Origin of the sequence: Marinagarivorans algicola (assembly GCF_001292705.1) — a bacterium.
GTDB lineage: Bacteria > Pseudomonadota > Gammaproteobacteria > Pseudomonadales > Cellvibrionaceae > Marinagarivorans > Marinagarivorans algicola.
This window is the reverse complement of the sequence record NZ_LGAK01000004.1, coordinates 84,730-108,683: the sequence shown is the minus strand read 5'-3', so window position 1 is coordinate 108,683 and position 23,954 is coordinate 84,730. Positions and strand designations below refer to the sequence as shown.

At 47.2% G+C, this 23,954-nt stretch carries 16 protein-coding genes and 5 tRNA genes; 19 read left to right on the top strand and 2 right to left on the bottom strand.

Annotated elements, in window-relative coordinates; all coding sequences use genetic code 11:
• Both AC438_RS02435 and argA read right to left on the bottom strand, forming a co-directional pair.
• Nucleotides 1-905: response regulator (locus AC438_RS02435; RefSeq protein ID WP_156316971.1), on the bottom strand; the 905-nt coding region annotated here is incomplete at its 3' end.
• A 162-nt stretch (nt 906-1,067) separates the two neighbouring features.
• Nucleotides 1,068-2,399: an amino-acid N-acetyltransferase gene (argA, locus tag AC438_RS02430; protein ID WP_053979686.1), complete on the bottom strand. Its 1,332-nt coding sequence runs from the start codon at nt 2,397-2,399 to the stop codon at nt 1,068-1,070.
• 289 nt (nt 2,400-2,688) lie between these two features.
• Here argA and AC438_RS02425 point away from each other — a divergent pair, with 289 nt between their 5' ends.
• From AC438_RS02425 to rpoC, 19 genes are all read left to right on the top strand, one after another.
• Entirely contained in the window at nt 2,689-4,863 is a 2,175-nt protein-coding gene (locus tag AC438_RS02425) for a response regulator (RefSeq protein WP_156316970.1), read from the top strand.
• A 412-nt stretch (nt 4,864-5,275) separates the two neighbouring features.
• Entirely contained in the window at nt 5,276-6,739 is a 1,464-nt protein-coding gene (locus AC438_RS02420; RefSeq protein WP_238376300.1) for a glycosyl hydrolase family 79 N-terminal domain-containing protein, read from the top strand.
• A 164-nt stretch (nt 6,740-6,903) separates the two neighbouring features.
• Nucleotides 6,904-8,061, top strand: a complete 1,158-nt coding sequence (alr, locus tag AC438_RS02415) for an alanine racemase (RefSeq protein WP_053979684.1) — start codon at nt 6,904-6,906, stop codon at nt 8,059-8,061.
• Complete coding sequence (locus AC438_RS02410; RefSeq protein ID WP_053979683.1) at nt 8,051-9,025, top strand: biotin--[acetyl-CoA-carboxylase] ligase; 975 nt, start codon at nt 8,051-8,053, stop codon at nt 9,023-9,025. Before alr ends, AC438_RS02410 begins: the two co-directional genes overlap by 11 nt.
• A complete protein-coding gene (locus AC438_RS02405; RefSeq protein WP_053979682.1) occupies nt 9,022-9,768 on the top strand; it encodes a type III pantothenate kinase in 747 nt (248 codons plus the stop codon). The genes AC438_RS02410 and AC438_RS02405 overlap by 4 nt, the downstream gene beginning before the upstream one ends.
• Before the next feature lie 48 nt (nt 9,769-9,816).
• Complete coding sequence (locus tag AC438_RS02400; protein WP_162230679.1) at nt 9,817-10,653, top strand: SPOR domain-containing protein; 837 nt, start codon at nt 9,817-9,819, stop codon at nt 10,651-10,653.
• 124 nt (nt 10,654-10,777) lie between these two features.
• Nucleotides 10,778-10,853 (top strand) — tRNA-Thr (locus tag AC438_RS02395).
• A gap of 70 nt (nt 10,854-10,923) precedes the next feature.
• A tRNA-Tyr gene (locus tag AC438_RS02390) sits at nt 10,924-11,007 on the top strand.
• 199 nt (nt 11,008-11,206) lie between these two features.
• A tRNA-Gly gene (locus tag AC438_RS02385) sits at nt 11,207-11,280 on the top strand.
• Between the two features lie 17 nt (nt 11,281-11,297).
• A tRNA-Thr gene (locus AC438_RS02380) sits at nt 11,298-11,373 on the top strand.
• Nucleotides 11,374-11,483: 110 nt separating this feature from the next.
• Nucleotides 11,484-11,559 (top strand) — tRNA-Trp (locus tag AC438_RS02375).
• Between the two features lie 111 nt (nt 11,560-11,670).
• Entirely contained in the window at nt 11,671-12,042 is a 372-nt protein-coding gene (gene secE / locus AC438_RS02370) for a preprotein translocase subunit SecE (protein WP_053979693.1), read from the top strand.
• A gap of 18 nt (nt 12,043-12,060) precedes the next feature.
• Nucleotides 12,061-12,594, top strand: coding sequence for a transcription termination/antitermination protein NusG (gene nusG, locus AC438_RS02365; RefSeq protein WP_053979680.1), 534 nt, complete (start codon nt 12,061-12,063; stop codon nt 12,592-12,594).
• A gap of 216 nt (nt 12,595-12,810) precedes the next feature.
• Nucleotides 12,811-13,242, top strand: a complete 432-nt coding sequence (gene rplK, locus AC438_RS02360; RefSeq protein ID WP_053979679.1) for a 50S ribosomal protein L11 — start codon at nt 12,811-12,813, stop codon at nt 13,240-13,242.
• 2 nt (nt 13,243-13,244) lie between these two features.
• On the top strand, nt 13,245-13,940 hold the full coding sequence (gene rplA / locus AC438_RS02355) for a 50S ribosomal protein L1 (RefSeq protein ID WP_053979678.1): 696 nt from the start codon (nt 13,245-13,247) through the stop codon (nt 13,938-13,940).
• Between the two features lie 390 nt (nt 13,941-14,330).
• Complete coding sequence (gene rplJ / locus AC438_RS02350) at nt 14,331-14,825, top strand: 50S ribosomal protein L10 (protein ID WP_053979677.1); 495 nt, start codon at nt 14,331-14,333, stop codon at nt 14,823-14,825.
• Nucleotides 14,826-14,908: 83 nt separating this feature from the next.
• A complete protein-coding gene (gene rplL / locus AC438_RS02345; RefSeq protein ID WP_053979676.1) occupies nt 14,909-15,274 on the top strand; it encodes a 50S ribosomal protein L7/L12 in 366 nt (121 codons plus the stop codon).
• 219 nt (nt 15,275-15,493) lie between these two features.
• Nucleotides 15,494-19,579 carry a DNA-directed RNA polymerase subunit beta gene (gene rpoB / locus AC438_RS02340; RefSeq protein ID WP_053979675.1) on the top strand — a complete coding sequence of 1,362 codons (4,086 nt, stop codon included), beginning with the start codon at nt 15,494-15,496 and terminating at the stop codon, nt 19,577-19,579.
• Between the two features lie 94 nt (nt 19,580-19,673).
• The gene (gene rpoC / locus AC438_RS02335; RefSeq protein WP_053979674.1) at nt 19,674-23,900 is read left to right on the top strand and encodes a DNA-directed RNA polymerase subunit beta'; all 4,227 of its coding nucleotides are present in this window, start codon (nt 19,674-19,676) and stop codon (nt 23,898-23,900) included.
• The last annotated feature ends 54 nt before the right edge of the window (nt 23,901-23,954 follow it).

The window sequence follows — 23,954 nt, the reverse complement described above, 5'->3', positions numbered from 1 at the left end:
TCATCGTGGTTAATATCGGCGAGCTCGGCGAGCTCGCGGTGACGGGTGACCGATTTTGGGGAGATATAAGTGGCGCGCTCCATGGCTTTTTGTGCACTGAGCATGTCGTTGCGCTTGGTGTGGATCTCGGCGAGCATATCGTGCGCTTCGATATAGCGTTCATCTTCTTGAAGTACTTCTTCCATCAAGTCTTCAGCCCTTTCATAGTCTCCCATTTCGACCAGTGTTTTCCCTAGGCCCAGCTTGGCCCATACCATGGGTTTTTTATCCAGTACGCTTTCGTAGAGGTGTTTTGCCTCTTTGAGTTCGCGCAGTAAAAATAATAATTGCCCTTTCATTTTAATGCAGTCCTTGGCATAGCGACTGCCACTGCTAATCAGATCGTTACAGCTAATGAGGGCTTTTTTGTAGTCACCTTCTGAAATAGCGTGCTTGATGTGCAATAACGCCTCGTGCCTAATGATGGCGCGATTTAAACGCGACTTTAAGGATTGTTCAGTATAGGGTTTGGTGATGTAGTCATCGGGTTGGCATTCGAGGGCCCCTAAAACCATTTCACGCGATTGCTCGCCCGTTAACAGTACAAATAAACTCGTCATGAGTAGAACCCGTAAAAAGCGCACTTCCTCTAAAACTTGTTGGCCATCTTTGTCATTACCGAGGTTGTAGTCACAAATCACAATATCGTATTTATTTTGCGAGCATAATTTGACGGCTTCAGACCCGTCGGCGGCTGTATCGACATGCTCGGCGCCATAGCTGCGCAGCGAGCGCTTAAGCGAGCCGCGAATTTCAGGGAAGTCGTCGGCGACAAGACACTTTTTATTTGAAAATATTTTAACAATATCGATTTGCTTAACGTCGTCAGGCGATATATGCCCTAAATCTAATGTTGCAGCTTTCATAGTGTGCGCCTGTAGCAAGCAGCGGGTCAGTGGGCTGCTTGCAGGTTTCAAATTGGTCATTGCCGCACGGTGGAATGCGGCTCCATCCTTTGAGTTTAGACGCCTTTGATAGTTTTGCTTTTATCGGTTTTAGGCTTGATGAGGAATTGCGCCGCTCTTGTATTACTGGCTCTTGAGCGTTTTTACAAACACTTTGGACTTACGCTGATAATTGTAAAGTGCCGCGCGCTCTACCGGGAGTGCATTCGTCAGCGTTTCGATAAATCCTTGCTCTATAAACCAATGTGCGGTTTGTGTTGTGAGCACAAACAGTTTTTCGATATTGAGCTTTAAAGCTTGGCGCTCGATATGGGTGAGGAGCTTGGCGGCTTTGCCATCACGGCGATAATCAGAGTGAATGGCCATGCACGCCAGCTCGCCCGATGTCTTATCACTAAACGGATAAAGGGCGGCGCAACCTATGACAACGTTGTCTTTTTCCATAACGGTAAAGCAATGTATTTCACGTTCGAGTAGCTCGCGTGAACGCTTGACTAAAATGCCCTCGTGCTCGAGAGGCGCGATAAGATTTAGGATGCCCATCACGTCATCAATACGGGCGCGGCGAATGGTTTCGTAGCTATCGCGATAAACCATCGTGCCAGAACCATCGCGAGTAAATAGCTCTTTGAGCAGTGCGCCGTCTTCGTTTGAAGAGATCACATGTGCACGAGCGATGCCGCCGTCACAGGCCTGATGACAGGCTTTGAGTGAAAAGTAAGTGTTGGATTTATTGAGCTCGGCTTTTTGATGGCTGAGAAACTTCTCACATTTGAGCAATGTGAGCTCACGATAAATTTGATCGCTTTCGTCTTTAATCGGCCCGTCATCATTAAAGGCGATGAGCTTGTCAGCATTTAATGCCAGTGCGGTGTGTACGGCGACATCAGCAAAGTTGAGATTAAAAACCTCACCTGTGGCCGAATAACCCAGCGGCGATAAAAGGGCAATACCACCATCACCGAGAATCGCTCTGATACCTGTGGTATCGACATTGCGCACTTTACCGGTGTGCTGTAAGTCAACACCATCGATAATACCCTGTGGCTTGGCGGTGACAAAATTGCCACCACGTACTTTAATGTGCGCGCCGTACATGGGTGAGTTAGGTAAGCCGTTAGAAAAGCTTGCCTCTAACTGAATGCGCGTGGCGCCGACAGTTTCTAAGACTTGTAGCATGTCTTCTTTGCGCGTTACCCGCAGGCCGTTATGAATCTGCGAGGCTTCGAGGTTGCCAGAGAGCTTTTGAGTGATTTGTGAGCGCGCGCCATGGACCACTACTAGTTTGATACCTAAACTCACCATGAGTGCGATATCGGCAATGATCGTACCCAAGTTAGGGCGGTCGATACAATCACCCGGCAGCATGAGTACAAAAGTCTTGCCGCGGTGTGCGTTGATATAGGGGGCTGAGTGGCGAAACCACTGAATATCTTGCGGGCAGGTTTCTGGCATGTAAGGTCTCCGCTGAAAAAGGTTTAAATACAGAATCTACAAGGTTCAATAGATCATTTAAGGGGCAATACGCTAGCCTGAGTGAGTCGCCGCTGTCATTTATACACCTTTTTATAACATTCCTTCTCATTTTACGAATAATTAAGTGTGAGATTGTCTTAGTTAGAAAGTGAATTGAACTACGCTTTAATGGATGATGAGGTTATTTAATGGTCAGTAAACAAGCTAGGTGGTCTTCTACCGGTCAAAAGAAAGCTGGTGGTCAAAAGAAAGCCGAGGTGCAGTGGGCGTGAAGCATATTGATGCAAATATTTTTTCTTCTGTACTCGCACGGATTCTCGAGGAGGTTGAAACGCTGCGTGGTTCGCACTTCATTAATAAAATTACGCCATTGTTAGCCGAAGTGATCAATGCCGACTACACCTTGGTAGGACGTGTTAACGCCGATGGAACCGAGGCGCTCACTCTATGCCTGTGTGAGGGAACACAAATTATTGATAACTGTAGCTATGTACTCAATGGTACGCCCTGCCAGCAAGTAGCTGATGATCGTATTTGTTTTTACCCCGATGATGTTTGTGCTGCCTTTCCTGACGATAAGCTATTAATAGATTTGGGTATTAAAGGATACTTAGGGGCGCCTTTACATGGTCCTGATGGTAACGTGATGGGTTTGTTGATTGCACTATTTAAGACGCCGGTCGATGACAGTGCAGGCATCATCACGTTATTTAAAGTGTTTGGCGGGCGTATAGCTGCTGAAATTACGAGCCGCGAGGCACAAGTTGCCCTTGAATTAGAGTTGCAAAAAAGCCAAAAGCTACAAGAGCAGTATCAGCTGTTAGCTCGGCAAGAGCGCGACGCAAGGCATCGCGCGCAAAAAGCAAACAATGTGAAAAGCGCTTTTGTGGCCAATATGAGTCATGAAGTCAAAACCCCTATGAACGCAATGCTGGCTTTTTGTCAGATGTTACTGAAATCGGAGTTAAATCAAAGCCAGCGCTTGCAAGTGCAAAGTATGCTAGATGCTGGCCAGCAGCTCATGACAATGCTCAATGATGTACTGGAGCTATCGCGCTTAGAGGATGGGATCATTGAGCTGCCCGAAAACCAATTATCCAGTCATGAGCTATTTGATGGCGTCGTCGAGCAAGCGATTAGTCAAGTCCAGCAAAAGCCTATTAGCTTGACTTACCGTATTAATGCCGCAGTGCCTGCACGCATGATTGCAGCGGAATATCACGTTCAAAAAGTGATGACGAACTTACTCAGTAATGCGATTAAATTTACGAGCAGTGGCGAAATACATGTCGATGTTGATTATGAGCTTGTTGAAGCGGCCGCAAGTGAAACAGAAGTTGGGACACAAGAGGGCAGGCTAGAAGAAGGGACCTTAGTGGTTGCGGTTGTTGATACGGGTATAGGGATAGCCCCGAAGTTTCTGTCAGAAATTTTTGAGCCGTTTACGCAGCAAAATATTTCGAATACACGGGTCCATGGTGGTACGGGTCTGGGGTTGCATCTAGCGCACCGTTTGATGGTGACTATGGGCGGTGCTATCGAGGTCAAAAGCGTGCAAGGGCAGGGTAGTGCTTTTACGTTACATTTGCCAATACGGGTACCCAACGAGAGTCCGCGAGCGGTTAATTTACCAGCGCCTTTAGCGGTTTTACGCTTATCGGCATTGAAAAGTGCTACCACTGAAAAAGAGTCTGTCAGCGATAATATCACACAAAATTGCTTAGCTTTTTTAGGGGTAACAGTGATTGAATTTAATGCACATATTCCGTTGGCTTTACAGTTGGCGCAGAATCCAGTGGCGGGTGTTGTGCTGGACTCTTCGAGTGATGGCGTGGATGTGCATGAGCTAAAAATGTGGGCACAGGATGTGGCCAGTGAGGGTTTGAGTTGTGCCGTGGTGATTTCTAAAGATTTAGCGGTGAACCCCGTATGCGCGAGTGCTTTAGCGGGAGTACCGTGTATGCGCGCACCAGTGCTAATGCATGAGTGGCTAAAGATTATTGACGTATTACAGCCCTGCGAGCACAGTGCGCCCACGCGGGCTAAGCCGGCCGCCACGGGAGAGCGCATTTTGTTAGTAGAAGATAACCGTCTAAATCAAGAAATTGCGCTATGTATTTTAGAAGATGCTGGTTATCAGGTAGATGTTGCCAATAATGGTCAAGAAGCGGTCGATACTATGATGGCTCAGCGCGATGCATATCAAATGATACTAATGGATATTCAGATGCCAGTGATGGATGGTCTAGAAGCAACGCGTATTATTCGAAAACAGTTGGAGTGTCGCATCCCTATTGTGGCGGTTACTGCTGGTATTGCCGTGCAAGACAGGCAGCTGTGCGATGCAGCCGGCATGGATGATTTTATTCCCAAGCCAATTGATGAGGATTTTGTATTGCAAAAAGTACGCTATTACACCACTGGTGCAAATTTGGCGCAGTAATTTTGGTGCAGTAACCCTGCATCAGCGCGGCTTTGTTTAATAGCGTATGTGAGCGAGTTATTATGGAATTGTCATGTTTCATCTTTACTGTGTTGTAACTTTTAGAGGTGTTGAAATTGGGCGTTATATCAGTGATCTTGGCGCTTCAATGCCCACAAAAAAATCCATCAGTTTCAACAGGGTGAGATTGGTCAGCTTGGCTGAGTAGTGACAGTGTATTTAGTCTTTTATTGAATGGCTTATAGCTATGTTTGCGGCAGTGTATAAACGGTATATTTCACCTGTATCTGATGCATCATGTGGAGCGGTCTTTACGCACACCTCTGGTATGTATGCGAGGGGTATGTATGCGAGGGGTAGGCTTTGGCTTGCGAGGTGTAGGCGCACAAGCCCTAAGCTCCTAAGGTCTGTATTGGGTTGGCTAACGGTACGCCCGCAAGCCATTAAAACGGTCTTAGTCGATGGTGCACTCGAGGACCCTATTGCTCGTGTAGATGAGCGCTATTTATCGTTTTCGATTGACATTTCTGTGTTGGCTGGTGGCCAGTGGTGGGAAGGCAGCCATAAAACGCACAAAGGGTTGGGAGGGCTAAAAGTATTACCTTTCAATTTATACAGTGCTAAGTTGGATCACTTGACGCAAGGACTGGGCGCGTCTTACTTGAGAGTCGGGGGGTCCGAAGCCGATAAAATTCATTATTTCACGGCGCCACCGGGTGAGGTGGGTAGTTTGGTGCTCACCCAAAGTATGTGGGATGGTTTACATGAATACGTAGATCGCAATGCTTTAAAGCTGGCGTTTACCTTTAAATATGGACTATTTAAGCGCAGTACTCACGGCGACTGGCAGGCGAATGAGGTTCTGACCCTATTGCGCTATAGCCAGCACAAACACTACAAGATCGCGGTGTGTGAATTGGGTAATGAGCTTAATGCCTATTGGGCATTTCATGGGCTAACATCGCAGCCGCGAGCGATTAAACTGGCCGACGATTACGCGACTTTTAGCCAAACAGTTAAGGCTTTTTTACCCGAGGCAAAAGTGATTGGTCCAGGTAGTGCCTTTTGGCCGCACTTGGGTGAAACGATTCGTCCTTTTTCAAATATCACGGCAAAATTTTTAGCGGCTAGCAGCAAGCTTCATACTGCGATCGATATTATTGATTGGCATTATTACCCGTTTCAAAGCCAGCGCTCGCCAGTGCGTACGCGCAGGGCAACCCGCACGAGCATGCTGCACCCTAAAGCCCTTAACGAATATAAAAAATATGCCCAACAGCTTAAGCGCTTAAGAGACACTTACTACCCTAGCGCGCAATTGTGGACTGGCGAAAGCGGCTCGGCGCAATGTGGTGGCGAGCCTAAGCTGTCTGATCGCTTTGCTTCTTGTTTTTGGTGGGCAGATCAGCTGGGGTTGGGTGCGGCGAATGGTCAGCAAGTTATGATTCGGCAAAGCTTAGTGGGTGGGGACTATGGTTTATTAGAGCGCTTAACGCTTAAGCCGCGGCCGGATTACTGGTTGAGTTGGCTGTGGCAGCAGCTTATGGGGCAAGAGGTGTTTTCAGTGACAAGTCCTCATGCGCAGCTGCGCGTTTACTGCCATAGCTTGGCAGGTTCAGCGGCTGGGCGTTGTTTGCTGTTGATTAATGTGTCGGCGAAGCCTTGTCATGCTGTGTTGTCAGGGGGCTGCCAAGCTTTAGTGGTAGATAAGCAATACACCGTCACAGCAAAAAAAATCACGAGTAAAAAGCTGCAGATTAATGGCATTAAAGCGCGTCTTCAAAAGGGTCAGCTGCCATCACTTGATCGCTTTAGTACCGATACCTTATCACTGGTCATACCTGCGCATGCAATCGCTTTTTGGGTGTGTCAGTAGCGGCTCTTCTGTATGTGACATTCCCTCCTCGGTATGCTGACGCTACGGCTGTACTGATCAATGCTTATGGTGTAATGCATTGATCGGCGATGAGTTGCTGTAATCGCGATATAAGCGTATGCCCTTGTGCCATAATGCACGCCTTGTAAAATTCAGGAGGCATCGTGAGCGCACAGTTATCTGTCACAATTGATTTAAATGCATTAGCGGCTAATTGGCGTGTGCTATCTGAGCGTTTGGGTACGACGACGTGCGGGGCGGTTGTAAAAGCCAATGCTTACGGGTTAGGTATTGCACCGGTTGCTCTTAAGTTAGTGGCGCAGGGTTGCACGGTTTTCTTTGTGGCTCATCTTAATGAAGGCATTGAACTGCGAACTTTATTAAAGGCGGTTAACGATATCCCCCCCCCCATTATTTATGTTTTACAGGGTTGCGAGGCAGGTTGTGAATGGCTGTTTGTTGAGCATAATTTAAGGCCGGTAATTATTAGCTTGCCCATGTTATTACGCTGGCAGGGTAGCGTGCATGGTGATCATTGGCCTTGTGCTGTGAAGGTGAATACAGGAATGAACCGCTTAGGCTTGGCATATCAAGAGTATGCTGATTCTTTAGTGCGGCATGCTCAATGGTGGCGGCAAGTGCCGGTGATGCTGATGAGTCATTTGGCCTGTGCCGATGATCCTTGCCATAAGCTAAACCTGCGGCAGCAGATGCTGTTTGAGCAGTGCGTGACATCATTAAAACACCTTAACCCAAGCGCATTAGCGTCTTTTGCTAATTCTGGAGGTATTTTTTTGGGTAGCGATTATCATTTTGATATTGCAAGGCCTGGCGCTGCGCTTTATGGCTTAAACCCTGTACCTGGTCAACGCAATAGGATGCAGCCGGTAGTACACTGGGGTCTGCCTGTTCTGCAAGTCCGCCATGCATTAAAAGGAGAGTATGTAGGCTATGGTGCGCAGACACAGTTGGCACGCGATAGCGTATTAGCGGTTGCTGCTGGAGGCTACGCGGATGGTATTTTGCGCGCGGCATTCCCTAATATTATTGCGAGTATTTGTGGCGTAACAGTGCCATTAATGGGTCGCGTTTCTATGGATTCTTTAGTCTTTGATGTGACAGAGGTTGATGCGGTTGCCGAAGGCGATGAGATCACGATCTTAAATCAGCAAATCACGGCAGATCTACAAGGGGCGGCTTATCATACGGTTGGTTATGAGGTGCTCACTAGCATGGGAGATCGTGTATGCCGTCGTTATAAAGGTGCAGTAAATGATATGCATACCGTGAACCGTGCAGAGGGTGCGCGCAATGGCAAATAATATTTCTTGGCCGTTGATCACCTGCTTAGCCGATGGTGAATATCACTCTGGCGAATATTTAGGTCAGCAGCTGGGCGTAGGGCGTGCTGCTATTTGGAAAATGGTGCAGCAGCTGCAGCAGGCGGGGTTATTGATTGAGTCTGTGCGCGGGCGCGGCTATCGTGCGGCTGGCGGTATTGATTTACTCAATGCAGAATCCATTAATGCGCAGTTGAGCTTAGCAGCAAAGCACTGCGTGAGTACTTTGCAGGTGGTCCGGCAAATTGGATCGACGAATAGTACCTTGGCTACCGGTGAATATGGCGCTGGTGCGGTGATGCTTGCTGAGCAGCAAACGGCAGGGCGTGGGCGTCGCGGGCGCAGCTGGGTGAGCCCGCTGGCCAGTAATATCTATCTCTCGGTACGCTGGCACTTTCACCAAGGGATTGCGAACTTAGAGGGATTGAGTTTGGCGGTGGGTGTGGCGCTAGCCGAGGCTTTAGGTTTTCACGGCGTCGATGATGTGCAGCTTAAATGGCCTAATGATCTATGGCTAAAAGGCAAAAAACTTGGGGGGGTGCTGGTTGAAATTGGCGGAGACGTTAATGGTGATTGCTATGCGGTCGTTGGCGTGGGTTTAAATATCGCAATGCCAAAGGCAGTAGCGCAAGATATTGATCAACCCTGGATAGATTTGGCTTCTGTGGGTGTGACAGACTCGAGAAATGCTATCGCGGCATCTTTAATTAGTCACTTAGTTGTTTTGCTTAGTAGCTATCAGGTGCAAGGTTTTGCTCGTTATAAAAGTGCATGGCTCGCTCGCAATGCCTTACAGGGGCAGAGTGTCAGTGTTACCGGAGCGGCGCAACTGACAGGAAAAGTTGTGGGCTTAAGTGAATCCGGAGGACTTGTGCTGCAAACACTTTCAGGCGAGCAAGTGATTAATGGCGGAGAGGTCTCGGTCAGGAAGGTGGTTCAGGCATGATAGATAAAGATGCCTTATTGAGTGATGTGATAGATGTGGATATTGGCAATACTTACATCAAGTGGCGACAAGGGTTGGCTGGGCCGGTAGATCGTCAGTTGACGGCCTCGTTACTCACTATAGGCTGGCAGTGTCATGCTCAGCAGGTCACGCGTGTGCGAGTGGCCAGCGTGGCTGATGATAAGGTGAACGAGACCTTTAACCGCCAAGTGATGAAGCGATGGGCTATTACGCCTGAATTTGCCGTTGTGACACATCATGTTGCTGGGGTTAAGCCTTGCTATACCGACCTTCGGCGATTGGGGGTCGATCGCTGGCTGGCAATGGTGGCAGCTTTCTCATCGCTTAATGGAGCGTGCGTGGTGGTGAGTGCTGGTAGTGCGCTGACGGCTGATTGGCTCGATGAGCGAGGTCAGCATTTAGGTGGTCTGATTGCGCCGGGTCGCCAGCGCTTAGTAGCCAGTTTGCATCGTGACTTGGCGCGGGTGCTGCATTCCGCCGACCTACCTGCGCTGGAGCAGCGCAATGGTCTCGGCCAAAATACCGAAAGTTGCTCTGCGGCAGGTGTTAGAGTTTTATTGTCAGGTTTTATGGCTGAGGTGATTAATCGCAATACCGCGCCCATATGGCTTGCAGGTGGTGACACTGACGCTATGCTTAGCGTGTGCCATGATAAGGACAAGCATAGAGTGAAGACAGTGAACAATATGGTTTTGGATGGGCTTGCAATTGCATTGCCTTAATGGCGCGCCTATTGGGGCGCGTAATACTAAACAAATTAAGGTGTATTTGTGAGGTGGATGGTTTTATCCCTCGTTTTAATTAACGTGATGATATTGGCTTGGCGGTATATTGATCAGCGTCATGTTGTCGAATCTGGCAGCGCCTTGGGTGGTTCGGATCATCACGGTGTGGCAGCAGCCCCTTCTTCGGGGGCTATCGATGGCTCAGCTCAAGCTGCAATTAGTGCCCCGTCGAGTGACTTGGAGGCGCAAACGATCACCTTGCTCGAAGAGCTTGAGAGCGATCGAGTGGCCTTGCGTACGCCGTCGAGCAGCTCGGTGGCGAGTGAGCACGTCTCGGTGGTTCAAGATGAGAGTGAATTGCTGAATGATACTCAAGCGGCGTTGATGCGTGAGCCGAGCGCTCTTGCAGATGAGGTCGAGGACCTTTGTTATTGGGTAGGGCCTATACCTAACAAAGAGGATAGGGATGAGCTACGCGCACGCTTACTGGAATTTAAGATAGCTGCACAGGAGAAAGCAGTTGATGTCTCGGGCGGATGGCGCTACTGGGTTTATCTTGCCCCTAAAGAGACGCGCGCAGAAGCTGCAAGCCAGCTAGCCGTCTTGAAGAAAATGGGCGTCGATAGTTACCTTATTCTTAAGGGCGAGCGAAAGCACGGCGTCTCTTTAGGTTTATTTAGTCGCAAGGTATTAGCCGACGCTAAAATGGCTAAAATGCAGAAAAAAGGCTGGCAGCCCAAAATGGATAGTTTCGAGCGCATGGTGAAGCAGTGGTCGCTTGTGATCAAAAAAGATGACTTAGATCGTGTAGGTGATGGCGTTTTGCCCATACTGCTCAAAAATAAGACTGAAATGAAAATAAATGAAAATAAATGCAAATAGATGGTTGCGTCTTGGAGTAACTTTCACTAGAATTCTGCCTCCACATTGAGAGGCAACAATCAATGTGGAGCGAAAAGAAAAATACCGAAGCGTAAGCTTCTGATTTTAAAGGTATTTTAAGTGTGCTGGCGTAGCTCAGTTGGTAGAGCAGCTGACTTGTAATCAGCCGGTCGGGGGTTCGACTCCTCTCGCCAGCTCCATTTTTCGCAGGCTTTCACCTTTTAGGTGAAGTGCTTAACTTTTTAGCTCTAAGGCTAATCAGTGTTAAGTGCAGGGGTTCCCGAGTGGCCAAAGGGATCAGACTGTAAATCTGACGCGCAAGCTTCGGTGGTTCGAATCCACCCCCCTGCACCATTATTTTTGCTGGCATGCCATCAATGATGGTTGTAAGCGTAAATAATGCGGCTTAGGTAATGTATGTCGTAAGTTTAAATAGTTTTTAGTTGGTAATACCTCGGTTTTCTGTCAGCATAAGTAGTGCGCAGTTAATTGTTTTGTCAGCTGGTAGCGCTAAGTATATTGATTGTAGAGCGCGCGGTGGGCCCTAATATATGCGGGCATAGTTCAACGGTAGAACCTCAGCCTTCCAAGCTGATGGTGCGGGTTCGATTCCCGCTGCCCGCTCCATAATGCGAAAGCATAAGGCTCATATAGCTCAGTTGGTAGAGCACACCCTTGGTAAGGGTGAGGTCAGCGGTTCAAATCCGCTTATGAGCTCCATTTTTAAAAAGGCCAGTGAAGCTGTTGCTTGCTGGCCTTTGTGATATTTGAGTGTTTGATGCTTAAGTATCCACCTGCTACTACTGATACGCTCAAGTGGTAGTTGATACAGGCCAGTAGTTCAATTGGTAGAGCGTCGGTCTCCAAAACCGAAAGTTGGGGGTTCGAGTCCCTCCTGGCCTGCCATTATTTGCACAATTGCGTGCGGCCACGAAGGTTGGAATGCAAGTTTCAACCTTTCTGTGTGTTGGGCCTTTCTGTGTGTTGAGCAGAGATGTAAGACAAGAGAAGATTGCGATGAGTACAGGTGTTGATTCTCCAGAGTACAAGTTAGATGGCCTTAAGTGGTTGCTTGTCCTTGCAATTATTGCAGCGGGCACAGTGGGTAATTCCTATTATGCTGAGGATATTGGTCTGTTGTATCGCGTTGTGGCGATGGTGGCCATGGGTCTTGTTGCTGCCTTCGTTGCATTGCAAACCGCGAAAGGTGCAGCTTTTTGGGAGCTACTAAAGTCTGCTCAAATTGAAATGCGCAAAGTCGTTTGGCCTAGCAAGCCTGAAACCAACCAGACAACATTGCTTGTACTTGTTGTTGTGTTCGTTATGGCTATTATTTTGTGGGCTTTAGATGCCCTCTTCGGAAAAATCGCCTCTTTTATTATTGGTTAATCACGGACACTGTTTATCATGGCAAAGCGCTGGTACGTAGTACACGCCTATTCAGGTTACGAGAAAAAAGTTGCAGCGGCTCTCAAAGAGCGTATTGAGCTCAACGGTAAGCAAGATTTATTTGGTGATGTTCTTGTACCCACCGAAGAAGTCGTTGAAATGAAGGCTGGTCAAAAGCGTAAGTCTGAGCGTAAGTTTTTTCCAGGTTATGTCTTGGTTAACATGGAATTATGCGATGAAGCATGGCATTTAGTGAAAGAAACGCCACGTGTTATGGGCTTTATTGGTGGTAAAGCCGATAAACCTGCGCCGATTACCGAAAAAGAAGCTAATTTGATTCTACAGCGCGTCGATGATTCAACTGACAAGCCTAAACCTAAAACGCTATTTGAGCCTGGTGAAATGGTACGAGTTACCGATGGCCCATTCAATGACTTTAATGGCGTTGTTGAAGAAGTGAATTACGAAAAAAGCCGTTTACGTGTTGCTGTACTTATTTTTGGTCGCTCAACACCGGTTGAATTAGAATTTGGTCAGGTAGAGAAAAACTAAACCAAATTTACAGTTTTTTAACTCCCATCGCCTTTTAGGTGTTGGGGGTTTTTGTGTCTCTGGATGTTACGTTGGTTATTTAGGTGTCTGATAGATCTTTTCTATTTGATGGGCCTTCGTTTCAGCATTCAATATCGGGAAGCCTGTGAGGTTGATCGTTCGCACATGAGTGGGCAATCAATTTAGGCGCTAAACCCATTAATCGAGGAAAGTCTCATGGCTAAAAAAATTAATGCCTATATAAAGCTCCAAGTTGGTGCAGGTAAGGCAAATCCAAGTCCACCAGTTGGTCCTGCATTAGGTCAACACGGTGTGAATATCATGGAATTCTGTAAAGCATTTAATGCGCAGACCCAAGAAATTGAAACAGGTGCGCCAGTACCTGTTGTTATCACGGTATACAGCGATAAAAGCTTTACTTTTGCCATGAAAACGCCACCTGCGGCTTTCTTGCTTAAGAAAGCAGCGGGTATCACCAGTGGTAGCCCCACGCCAAACACCAAAAAGGTTGGCACTGTGACTCGCGCGCAATTAGAAGAAATTGCTACTGCGAAAGCACCTGACTTGACTGCAGCTGATATGGACGCTGCAGTACGTACTATCGCGGGCTCTGCTCGTGCCATGGGCTTGAATGTGGAAGGGGTTTGATCGTGGCTAAGTTATCTAAGCGTCAACGCGCAATAAATGAAAAAGTCGATGCGACTAAAGTATACGGTATCGAAGAAGCTGTTGAATTATTGAAGTCGTTATCTGCGGTTAAATTCCCAGAGACTTTTGAAGCAGCTATTAATTTGGGTATTGACCCACGTAAATCAGATCAAGCAGTTCGTGGTGCAACTACTTTACCTAATGGTACTGGTAATGACGTGCGCGTTGCAGTATTTACCCAAGGTGCTAACGCCGAAGCGGCTAAAGCGGCCGGTGCAGATTTTGTTGGCATGGAAGATCTTGCTGAGCAAATTAAAGGCGGCATGATGGACTTTGACGTTGTTGTTGCAGATCCTGCGGCAATGCGTGTTGTGGGTCAATTAGGTCAAGTATTAGGCCCACGCGGTTTAATGCCTAACCCTAAAACCGGTACTGTAACACCTGATGTTGCAACGGCTGTTAAAAATGCTAAAGCCGGTCAAGTGCGTTTCCGTGCTGACAAAGGCGGCATCATTCACGGCGGTATCGGTAAAGTATCTTTTGATGCCAAAGCGGTTAAAGAAAACTTAGAAGCTTTACTTGTTGATATTAAACGCTTAAAACCAGCTTCTGCCAAAGGTGTTTATCTTAAGAAAATCACCTTGAGCACGACTATGGGCCCAGGTTTAACTGTTGATCTTTCGTCTTTAGAGGCTTAAGTCAGTAGGGTTAAAGATTATTATGCGCTAACAAAGCTAGTCTGTTGTTAGCGTAACATACTTTGGGGTCTAGCTTAGGCTAGGCCGTCAAAGACCGTAGGTGGGGTTGATAAGACAATCAAAAAAGTAGCAAAGCTAACACTCTTTACTACACTATTAGGGCTTGTAATAAATATTATTCCAGCCCTGTGAATTTTTTTTGGTTGTCTATCACTTCTTAATGGCGTTGCTTTAAACAGTTGGTTACTGAATGACAGCAACTAGCCTACGCAGATGGTGGACCCTGTTCAGAATTCTGAACCTGTTGTCACCGACATAGGGTTCAAATGGCAACATTTGAACTGGTAGTAAACGATAGGTTTAAATCTATCATTAACCAGGAGAAATCCCGTGGCATTAGGACTTGAAGACAAAAAAGCGATCGTTGCTGAAGTCTCAGAGGCTGCCAAGAGCGCTCTTTCTGCAGTGGTTGCCGATTCTCGCGGCGTTACTGTAAGTCAAATGACAGCTCTACGAAAAGAGGCTCGTGAACATGGCGTATGGTTACGTGTAGTTCGCAACACCTTGGCTCGTCGCGCGGTTCAAGGCACTGACTACGAATGTCTCGTTGAGAGCTTCGTAGGTCCAACTATTATTGCATTTTCTAGCGAGCACCCAGGTGCTGGCGCGCGTATTTTGCGTGACTTCGCTAAAGCCAATGAACAGTTGGAATTAAAAGCTGCCTCGTTCGAGGGCGCCTTAGTAGACGTTAATATGTTGGCCGTTTTACCAACATACGACGAAGCTATTGCGAAACTCATGAGCGTGATGAAAGAAGCAGCCGCTGGCAAGTTGGTACGTACACTTGCAGCACTTCGCGATCAAAAAGAACAAGAAGCGGCGTAATTTCTTATCTAACCAGATTGAGAATACCCACTTTTTTAAAAATTATCCGAGCGTAAAGCTCACGTAAGAATAGGACTTGTAACATGTCTATCTCACAAGAAGATATCTTAAACGCTATTGCTGAAATGTCTGTTAAAGACGTTGTTGAATTAGTGACTGCAATGGAAGAAAAATTCGGCGTTAGCGCTGCAGCGGCTGTTGCTGTTGCTGGTGGTGGCGAAGCTGCTGCTGAAGAGCAAACTGAATTTGACGTAATGCTTACCGCTGTTGGCGATAAGAAAGTTAACGTTATTAAAGCTGTTCGTGAAGTAACAGGTCTTGGCTTGAAAGAAGCTAAAGGCATTGTTGACGGCGTTCCTGCTGCTGTTAAAGAAGCATTGTCTAAAGACGACGCTGAAGCGGCTAAAGAAAAACTTGAAGCTGCTGGCGCAACTGTCGAGCTTAAGTAATTTTGAAGTTCAAGTCCAATCTCTGATTGGCGCTGGGCTGGCAGGTATTTTACCTGCTGGCCTTTTTCCGTTTGCGGCCTTTGAGTGGCAAAAATTACATAAACAAAGGTTGTTAAGCGGAACAGATATTTATTAATTCGTGCTTATTAGTATGAATCGGGAGCAGCGCTCCTTTATGTCTCGCAAGAAAGCATCCCCGTGAAAAGCTGAGGAAATCTGATGGCTTACTCGTATACAGAGAAAAAACGTATCCGCAAGGATTTTGGCAAGTTGCCGAACGTCATGGATGTGCCGTTCCTCTTGGCAATACAACTCGACTCCTACAGAAAATTTACGCAAATAGATACCTCACCTAAAAAACGCTTAGACATGGGTTTGCATGCTGCGTTTAAATCGGTATTTCCTATTGTTAGCTATTCAGGCAGTGCAGCGCTTGAATATGTGAGCTACACCTTAGGTAAACCTGTTTTTGATGTTAATGAATGTGTATTGCGTGGTGCAACCTATGCTGTGCCATTGCGTGTAAAAGTTCGCCTGATTATTTACGATAAAGAATCTAGCGCAAAAACGATCAAAGATATTAAAGAGCAAGAAGTCTACATGGGCGAAATTCCGCTTATGACAGACAACGGTACCTTTGTGATTAATGGTACCGAGCGTGTAATTGTTTCGCAATTACACCGTTCTCCTGGTGTGTTTTTTGAGCACGACAAAGGTAAGACTCACTCATCGGGTAAACTGCTCTATTCTGCGCGTGTTATTCCTTACCGTGGATCATGGTTGGATTTCGAGTTCGATCCTAAAGATCTTGTATTCGTTCGTATTGACCGTCGTCGTAAGCTTCCTGCGACCATTTTATTGCGCTCTTTGGGTTATAGCTCGCAAGAAATGCTCGATATGTTTTTTGATACCAGCAATTTCCGTATCGTTGGCGAAGGAGGTCTTAAGTTAGAGCTTGTCCCTTCTCGCTTGCGCGGTGATATGGCGTCATTTGATATTTGTGATACCGAAGGTAATGTGATTGTTGAAGAAGGTCGCCGCATTACTGCGCGCCATATCAAACAATTAGAAAAAGCCAATGTGGTTGAGCTCGATGTACCGGCTGACTACATGTTAGGTCGTGCATTGGCCAAAGACATTATCGATGAAAGCACCGGTGAAGTGGTTGTTGAGTGTAACACCGAGATCACAGAAGAAGTCATGGCGCAATTGGTGACTTTGGGCGTTGAAAGCGTTCAAACTCTTTATACCAATGACCTTGATTGCGGCTCTTTCCTTTCAGATACCTTACGCAGTGATCCATCGCGTACAGAGCTGGAAGCGCTGGTTGAAATTTACCGCATGATGCGCCCTGGTGAGCCACCGACTAAAGAGTCGGCTGAAGCGTTATTCCAGAACTTGTTCTTTAGTCCTGAGCGTTACGATCTTTCTGCGGTAGGGCGCATGAAGTTTAACCGTCGCTTAAACCGTGAAGAAGAAGCCGGTGAAGGCACATTGTCGCGCGAAGATATCGTTGAGGTGTTAAAAACGCTGATTGATATTCGCAACGGTAAAGGTGTTGTCGATGATATCGATCACTTGGGTAACCGTCGTATTCGCTCTGTGGGTGAAATGGCTGAAAACCAATTCCGTGTAGGTTTGGTACGTGTTGAGCGTGCAGTGAAAGAACGTTTGTCGATGGCAGAAAGCGAAGGCTTAATGCCACAGGATTTGGTTAATGCCAAGCCTGTTGCTGCAGCGGTTAAAGAGTTCTTTGGCTCTAGCCAGCTGTCTCAGTTTATGGACCAAAACAACCCGCTATCAGAAGTGACGCATAAACGCCGCGTTTCTGCCTTAGGCCCCGGCGGTTTAACACGTGAGCGTGCTGGATTTGAAGTGCGCGATGTGCATCCAACACATTACGGCCGTGTATGCCCAATTGAGACACCTGAAGGACCAAACATTGGTTTGATCAACTCGTTGGCGACTTACGCGCGTACTAACAGTTATGGTTTCTTAGAAAGCCCTGTACGTAAAGTTATTGACGGTAAAGTGACCGATGACATCGAGTACCTATCGGCAATTAACGAATCTAAATTTGTCATTGCTCAGGCCTCTGCGACACAGGATGAAAACGGCAATTTGATCGATGAGCTTGTCTCTTCGCGTCACATGAATGAATTTACGTTGGTGACACCTGCTGATGTTCAGTATATGGATGTGTCACCTCGCCAGGTTGTATCGGTGGCGGCATCGCTTATTCCTTTCCTTGAGCACGATGATGCTAACCGTGCATTGATGGGTTCGAACATGCAGCGTCAGGCTGTACCGACATTAAAAGCACAAAAGCCTTTAGTGGGTACGGGTATGGAGCGTAAAGTCGCTTCGGATTCTGGTGTGTGTGTTGTAGCTAAGCGTGGCGGCATTGTGGACCGTGTTGATGCTGCGCGTATTGTGATTCGCGCTGCACAAGCAGAGGTTGAAGCCGGTGATGCTGGTGTTGATATTTACAATCTCACCAAGTACACCCGCTCTAACCAAAATACCTGTATTAATCAGCGTCCGATTGTCAATATCGGCGATGAAGTGGTACGCGGTGACATTTTGGCGGATGGCCCATCGGTGGATATGGGTGAGTTGGCGCTAGGCCAAAACATGCGTATCGCCTTTATGCCTTGGAATGGTTACAACTTTGAGGATTCCATCCTTGTGAGTGAGCGCGTTGTTCAAGAAGACCGCTTCACCACCATTCACATCCAAGAGCTTACATGTATTGCACGTGATACTAAGCTCGGTAGCGAAGAGATCACAGCAGATATTCCAAATGTTGGCGAATCAGCTTTAGCTAAGCTTGATGAGTCTGGCGTTGTTTACATTGGTGCCGAAGTGGGTCCTGGTGATATTTTGGTGGGCAAAGTAACACCTAAAGGTGAAACACAGCTCACACCAGAAGAAAAACTCTTACGTGCTATTTTTGGTGAGAAAGCTTCTGACGTGAAAGACAGTTCACTGCGTGTACCGACCAGTACCAAAGGGACAGTAATTGATGTGCAGGTCTTTACCCGTGATGGCTTGGAGAAAGACCAGCGCTCGCGTGAAATCGAAAAATCACAGCTGAATCAAGTGCGTAAAGATTTAAACGAAGAATACCGCATTGTTGAATCAGCCACTTTCGAGCGTTTGCAAAATGCTATTGTTGGACAAATTGCTGCCGGTGGTAAGGGTGTGGTTAAAGGTAGCCCCGTGACTGCTGAGCAACTGGCTGAATTACCGCATAAAGAGTGGTTCAAAATCCGTATGGATGATGACGCGCTCAATGACCAGATCGATCTTGCTGAAGAGGGTCTAGTTGAACGCCGTAAAGAGCTTGACGACCGCTTTGAAGATAAAAAAGGCAAATTAGAAACTGGCGACGACTTAGCGCCTGGCGTCCTTAAAATTGTGAAGGTTTACTTGGCGATTAAGCGTCGCATTCAGCCGGGCGATAAAATGGCTGGCCGTCATGGTAACAAAGGTGTTATCTCGGTGATTATGCCGGTTGAAGACATGCCTTATGATGAGAATGGCGTCCCTGTTGATGTTGTCTTGAATCCGCTGGGCGTGCCATCGCGCATGAACGTCGGTCAGGTACTTGAGATGCACTTAGGTTTAGCCGCTAAGAGTCTTGGTGAAAAAATTGACACCATGATGGCTGAGCAGCGTGCTGTTGCTGAAATTCGTGCCTTCTTGGATGAGATCTACAACAAATCTGGGATTGCCAAAGACAAAGAAGATCTAGATTCCTTTAGTGATAAGCAAATCTTAGAAATGGCGCAAAACTTACGTACGGGTGTGCCAATGGCGACCCCCGCTTTTGATGGCGCGAAAGAGAGCGAAATCAAAGAGTTATTGCGTTTAGCAGGTGTACCTGATTCTGGTCAGATGCAGTTGCATGATGGTCGTACTGGTGATGCTTTCTTGCGTCATACGACTGTGGGCTATATGTATATGCTCAAACTGAACCACTTAGTTGATGACAAAATGCACGCCCGTTCAACCGGTTCGTACAGCTTAGTCACACAGCAGCCGCTAGGTGGTAAAGCGCAGTTCGGTGGTCAGCGTTTTGGTGAAATGGAAGTGTGGGCGTTAGAGGCATACGGTGCCGCCTATACGCTACAAGAAATGTTGACCGTTAAGTCGGATGACGTTAATGGTCGAACCAAAATGTATAAAAACATTGTGGACGGTGATCATCGTATGGAGCCGGGCATGCCAGAATCTTTCAACGTATTGGTGAAAGAGATTCGCTCGCTAGGTATTAACATCGAATTGGAACACGATTCGTAGGCCATTGGGTTACCAATAAATCGACCTATAAACGGTGGTGGGCGCAGCATAGCTGCGGCCCACTGTGCAATAAGCACGCACTGGAGGAAACACCTTGAAAGATTTGCTGAATATTTTGAAAAACCAAGGGCAGGCGGACGAGTTTGACGGCATCCGTATTGGTTTATCATCACCTGAAATGATCCGCTCGTGGTCGTTTGGTGAAGTTAAAAAGCCTGAAACCATTAACTACCGAACCTTCAAGCCCGAGCGCGAAGGTTTGTTCTGTGCCAAAATTTTTGGCCCAGTCAAAGACTACGAATGTTTATGCGGCAAGTACAAGCGCATGAAGCATCGCGGTATTATTTGTGAAAAATGTGGCGTAGAAGTCACCTTAGCGAAAGTTCGTCGTGACCGTATGGCGCATATCGAACTGGCCGCTCCCTGCGCACACATTTGGTTTTTAAAGTCATTGCCAAGCCGTATTGGTTTGTTACTCGATATGACTTTGCGTAGCATCGAACGCGTTTTGTACTTTGAGTCATACGTTGTTGTGGATCCGGGTATGACGACGTTAGAGCGCGCGCAGCTATTAACTGACGAGCAATACTTCGAAGCCATGGAAGAGTTTGGTGACGAGTTTGAAGCCAAAATGGGTGCTGAAGCGATTCAGCGCTTAATGATGGATATTGACTTGGAATCTGAAGCGCAAATGTTGCGTGAAGAAATTCCCAATACCAACTCAGAAACCAAAATCAAGAAACTATCTAAGCGTTTGAAACTAGTAGAAGCCTTCCTTAACTCCGGCAATAAGCCGCAGTGGATGGTACTCGAAGCCTTGCCAGTTCTTCCGCCAGATCTTCGTCCGTTGGTACCGCTAGATGGTGGTCGCTTTGCGACTTCTGATCTTAACGACCTATACCGTCGTGTGATTAACCGTAACAACCGTCTCAAGCGTCTTCTTGACTTAAATGCGCCAGATATCATCGTGCGTAACGAAAAGCGCATGCTGCAAGAGTCGGTTGATGCATTGCTTGATAACGGCCGTCGCGGTCGTGCGATCACTGGTTCGAATAAGCGTCCTTTGAAGTCACTGGCTGACATGATCAAAGGTAAGCAAGGTCGTTTCCGTCAAAACCTTTTAGGTAAGCGTGTTGATTACTCGGGCCGTTCGGTAATTGTTACTGGTCCTACATTGCGTTTGCATCAGTGTGGTCTTCCTAAGAAGATGGCGCTTGAGCTATTTAAGCCGTTTATTTTTAGCAAGCTAGAATTGCGTGGTTTAGCGACCACCATTAAAGCTGCAAAGAAGATGGTTGAGCGTGAAGAGCCTGTTGTTTGGGATATTTTAGATGACGTGATTCGTGAGCATCCGGTATTACTTAACCGTGCACCGACACTTCACCGTTTGGGTATTCAGGCTTTTGAGCCCGTACTCATCGAAGGTAAAGCCATTCAGCTTCATCCGTTGGTATGTGCTGCGTACAACGCCGATTTCGATGGCGATCAGATGGCCGTCCACGTACCGTTGACTCTCGAAGCACAGCTTGAAGCACGCGCGTTAATGATGTCAACCAACAACATCCTATCGCCAGCATCGGGCGAGCCTATTATTGTGCCCTCGCAAGATGTGGTATTGGGCTTGTACTGGATGACGCGTGAGCGTGTGAACGGCTTGGGAGAGGGCATGGCTTTCTCTGATCCTAAAGAGGTATCACGTGCGTTTTACTCAGGTAAAGTGCATTTGCAAGCGCGTATTAAGTGTCGTATTAACGACATTGTCATGAGTGAAGACGGTGAAACAGAAGAAACTGTAAAGCTTGTGGATACTACGGTTGGTCGCATCCTATTGTGGGATATTGTGCCAGACGGCATCCCATTCGAGCTGATTAACCGTAACATGGTTAAAAAGGCAATCTCTACGGTTATTAACTTTTGCTACCGTATTGTGGGCTTGAAAGCGACAGTCATCTTTGCTGATCAACTCATGTATATGGGCTACGACTTCTCAACCAAGTCAGGCTCATCTATCGGTGTGAATGACTTCCAAATTCCCGATGCCAAAGCGGAGCTTGTTGCTCGCGCGGAGGCTGAAGTGAAAGAAATCGAAACTCAATATGCCTCGGGTCTGGTGACGCAAGGCGAGAAGTACAATAAAGTCATCGATATCTGGTCACGCGCGAACGATCTAGTGGCTAAGGCTATGATGGAAGGTATTTCTACCGAGCCTGTCACCAATAAAGAGGGCGAGCAAGAAAAGCAATCGTCATTTAACTCAGTGTTTATGTATGCCGATTCGGGTGCGCGGGGTAGCCCAGCGCAGATTCGTCAGCTTGCGGGTATGCGTGGTTTGATGGCGCGTCCAGATGGCTCGATCATTGAGACGCCGATTACGGCTAATTTCCGTGAAGGTTTGAACGTACTTCAGTACTTTATTTCAACGCATGGTGCCCGTAAAGGTCTTGCCGATACAGCACTAAAAACCGCTAACTCAGGTTACTTGACGCGTCGTTTAGTCGATGTTGCGCAAGATGTTGTTATTACTGAAGTTGATTGTGGTACTGATCGCGGCTTGGTCATGAACCCTGTGATTGAGGGTGGTGATATTATCGAGTCGTTAGGCGACCGCATTTTGGGTCGTATCATTGCGCAAGATGTTGTACGTGCGGGCTCTGATGAGATCTTAGTGTCTGCTGGCACCATGATTGATGAAAAATGGGTTGAGCGTGTAGAGAATTTAGCCATTGATGAAGTGATTGTGCGCTCTGCCATTACTTGTGAAACTCGTCATGGTATTTGTGCGCAGTGTTATGGTCGCGACCTTGCGCGTGGTCATCGCGCTAATGTGGGTGAGGCTATTGGTGTTATCGCGGCGCAATCGATCGGTGAGCCGGGTACACAGCTGACTATGCGTACGTTCCATATTGGTGGTGCGGCTAGCCGAGCGTCTGCAGTTGATAATGTTCAAGTGAAACAAGATGGTGTGGTTCGCTTACATAACATTAAAACCGTTATTCGTCCTGATGGCTCTTTAGTGGCTGTCTCGCGCTCGGGTGAGATTGCCATTGCCGACAGTAGCGGTCGTGAGCGTGAGCGCTATAAGATCCCTTACGGTGCCGTGATATCGACCAAAGATGGTGACGAGGTTAATGGTGGTTCTATTGTCGCTAAATGGGACCCGCATACTCACCCCATTATTACAGAGATGTCGGGTAAAGTTATTTTAAGCGGTATGACTGATGGCTTATCAGTACGTCGCCAGCAAGATGCGATTACCGGTCTTTCGTCGATCGAAGTTTTGGATCCGGCTGAGCGTCCTTCTGCGGGTAAAGACTTGAAACCAGCTGTTACGTTGGTAGATGCCGATGGTAATGAGCTGTACTTGCCTAACACAAATCAGCCTGCACACTACATGTTGCCTTCTAAGGCTATTTTAAGTTTGGCTGATGGCGATATTGTAGATGTGGGTGCTGTTATTGCGCGTATTCCGCAAGAAGGCTCAAAGACCCGTGATATCACGGGTGGTCTACCGCGTGTTGCTGACTTATTTGAAGCGCGTAAGCCAAAAGAGCCTTCTATTCTGGCTGAGATTTCGGGTACTGTAACCTTTGGTAAAGAAACTAAGGGTAAGCGTCGTTTAGTGATCACGCCGCAAAATGGTGAAACACTCGAAGATGGTTCAACGCATTATGAGGTCTTGATTCCTAAGCATCGTCAATTGACTGTGTTTGAAGGTGAGACGGTCACTAAGGGTGAGGTCGTCTCTGATGGCCCCTCTAATCCTCATGATATCTTGCGCTTAAAAGGTGTTGCGGCATTGGCTGATTACATTACCAATGAAATTCAAGATGTTTACCGCTTACAGGGCGTGAAAATTAACGATAAGCACATTGAGGTTATCGTTCGTCAAATGCTGCGCAAAGTTGAAATTACCGAAATGGGTGATTCTGACTTTGTTAAAGGCGAGCAAGCGGAATTTGTTCGAGTGCTCGAGCAAAACGAAAAATTACGTACCGAAGACAAGCAGCCTGCGCGCTATGTGCGTGAGTTACTCGGTATTACTAAGGCATCACTTGCAACTGAGTCGTTCATTTCTGCGGCATCGTTCCAGGAGACCACACGTGTTCTTACTGAAGCGGCTGTAACGGGTAAGGTAGATACTTTGCGCGGCTTGAAAGAGAACGTGGTAGTAGGGCGCTTGATTCCTGCTGGTACAGGCTTGACGTACCATGCTGAGCGTAAGCGTAAGCGTGAGAAAAAAGTTGAAGAGGTTGTGACCGAAAGTGTAAGCGCTGCTGAAGTTGAAGCGGCCTTAACTGAGGCACTTCGCTCAAGCGACTAATTTTCAATCAATCTTCGCTTGACCTTGTTGGGTGGCGCATTTAGAATGCGCCAC